This window comes from Rhodocyclus purpureus, from assembly GCF_016653115.1.
Taxonomy (GTDB): domain Bacteria; phylum Pseudomonadota; class Gammaproteobacteria; order Burkholderiales; family Rhodocyclaceae; genus Rhodocyclus; species Rhodocyclus purpureus.
Genome location: NZ_NHRX01000036.1, coordinates 1 through 2,410 on the forward strand (window position 1 = coordinate 1; position 2,410 = coordinate 2,410).

The window sequence follows — 2,410 nt, forward strand, 5'->3', positions numbered from 1 at the left end:
CGAGGGAGACGTGCCCGATGCATGAAGTCAAAGCCGCCGGCAAGCGGCGCGCGCCGCTGTACACCGAAGAACAACGCCGGCGCCGCGACGCGTCGAAATGGACGCTGGTGCAGGGCATCCTGGCCCCGCTGCAGTTCCTGGTCTTCCTGGTCAGTCTCGGCCTGGTGCTGCGCTATCTCTATACGGGCGAAGGCCTCGAGGCAGCGACGATCTCGATCGTGGTCAAGACCTTCGTGCTGTATACGATCATGATCACCGGCTCGATCTGGGAGAAGGTCGTCTTCGACGAGTGGCTGTTCGCCAAGCCCTTCTTCTGGGAAGACGTGGTCAGCATGGGCGTGATCGCGCTGCACACGTACTACCTGTGGGGCCTCCTGACCGGGGGCCTGAGTGCGCAAGAGCAGATGTACGTCGCGCTTGCCGCGTACGCGATCTACGTCGTCAATGCAGGGCAGTTCCTGTGGAAGCTGCGCATGGCGCGGCTGCAGGCCGCCGAAGACGACGCGCTGGCCGCGGCGCAAGCCGCCGGAGCCGGCCGATGAACGGAGCCAATGTGAATCCCTCTTCCCTCCCTGCCGGTACCGGCTGTCCCGTGCCGGCCGCCCGCCCCATCGAGATCCGCCACGAGCGCGGGCAGCAGCAGGTCTTCTGCGGGCTGGCCGGCATCGTCTGGCTGCACCGCAAGATCCAGGATGCGTTCTTCCTGGTGGTCGGCTCGCGCACCTGCGCGCACCTGATGCAGTCGGCGGCCGGCGTCATGATCTTCGCCGAGCCGCGCTTCGGCACCGCGATCATCGAGGACCGCGACCTCGCGGGCCTGGCCGACGCCAACGCCGAACTCGACCGCGTGGTGAACCGCCTGCTCGAACGCCGTCCCGACATCCGCATGCTCTTCCTGGTCGGCTCATGCCCGTCGGAAGTGATCAAGCTCGACCTCGACCGCGCCGCCGAACGCCTGTCCGAGCGCCACGCGCCGCAGGTGCGCGTCGTCAGCTACACGGGCAGCGGCCTCGAGACCGCGTTCACGCAGGGCGAGGACAGCTGCCTCGAAGCCTTGGTCCCCTTGCTGCCGAACGCTTCGTCCACCGAAGCTTCGCTCCTGATCGTCGGCACGCTCGCCGACGTGGTCGAGGACCAGTTCCGCCGCCAGTTCGCGGCGCTGGGCATCAAGGACGTTGCCTTCTTCCCGCCGCGCCGCTCGACCGAGCTGCCGGCGGTCGGCCCGAACACGCGCTTCCTGCTGGCCCAGCCTTATCTCAGGGACACCGCGCGCGCGCTGGAGAAGCGCGGCGCGACCCACCTGCCGGCGCCGTTCCCGCTCGGCGCCGAAGGCACCGGCCTCTGGCTGCAGGCCGCTGCCCGCGCCTGGAACGTCGGCGACGAGACCTTCACTGCCGCCACCGCCGGCCCGCGCGAACGCGCCGAACGTGCGTTGGCGCGCTGCCGGCCGCTGCTCGCCGGCAAGCGCATCTTCTTCTTCCCCGACTCGCAGCTCGAACCGCCGCTGGCGCGCTTCCTCGCGCGCGAGCTCGGCATGGAACTGATCGAGGTCGGTACCCCCTTCCTGCAGCGCGCGCACCTCGCCGCCGAACTCGAACTGCTGCCGGAAGGCACGCAGCTCGTCGAAGGCCAGGACGTCGAAGCGCAACTCGACCGCTGCCGCGCGCAGAAACCCGACCTCGTCGTCTGCGGGCTCGGGCTTGCCAACCCGCTCGAAGCCGAGGGGATCACCACCAAGTGGTCGATCGAGCTCGTCTTCTCGCCGATCCACGGCTTCGACCAAGCCGGCGACCTCGCCGAACTGTTCGTGCGTCCGCTCGACCGCCGCGCGCGGCTCGCCGGCCTCTAGTCTTCGGGGTACCCCATGCAACTGACCGTCTGGACCTACGAAGGCCCCGCCCACGTCGGCGCCCTGCGCGTCGCCACCGCCATGCAGGGCGTGCACTACGTGCTGCACGCGCCGCAGGGCGACACCTACGCCGACCTCCTGTTCACCATGATCGAGCGCCGCGCCGCGCGCCCGCCGGTGAGCTACACCACCTTCTCGGCGCGCGACCTAGGGGGCGACACCGCCGAATGCTTCAAGCGCGCCGCGCGCAACGCGGTCGCCCGCCACGCGCCGCAGGCGCTGATCGTCGGCGCCTCGTGCACCGGCGAGCTGATCCAGGACGACCCCGGCGGCCTCGCGCAGGCGCTCGGGCTCCCGATCCCGGTGATCCCGCTCGAACTCTCCTCCTACCAGCGCCGCGAGCACTGGGGCGCCGCCGAGACTTTTTATCAGCTCGTGCGCGCGATGTCGCCGCGTCCGGCGCAGCGTCGCCAGCGCGCGCCCGGCGAAACGCCCTCCTGCAACATCCTCGGCCCGATCGCGCTCGGCTTCCGCCACCGCGACGACTTGGGTGAAGTGCGC

General features: G+C 70.0%; 3 protein-coding genes. All 3 read left to right on the forward strand.

All coding sequences use genetic code 11. The features are described 5' to 3' along the window. The first annotated feature begins 17 nt into the window (after nt 1–17). Nucleotides 18–542: a 2-vinyl bacteriochlorophyllide hydratase gene (bchF, locus tag CCR84_RS07335; RefSeq protein ID WP_201210958.1), complete on the forward strand. Its 525-nt coding sequence runs from the start codon at nt 18–20 to the stop codon at nt 540–542. Further along, the gene (locus CCR84_RS07340; protein WP_201210959.1) at nt 539–1,849 is read left to right on the forward strand and encodes a ferredoxin:protochlorophyllide reductase (ATP-dependent) subunit N; all 1,311 of its coding nucleotides are present in this window, start codon (nt 539–541) and stop codon (nt 1,847–1,849) included. Before bchF ends, CCR84_RS07340 begins: the two co-directional genes overlap by 4 nt. Before the next feature lie 15 nt (nt 1,850–1,864). Beyond that, nucleotides 1,865–2,410: nitrogenase component 1 (locus CCR84_RS07345; RefSeq protein WP_201210960.1), on the forward strand; the 546-nt coding region annotated here is incomplete at its 3' end.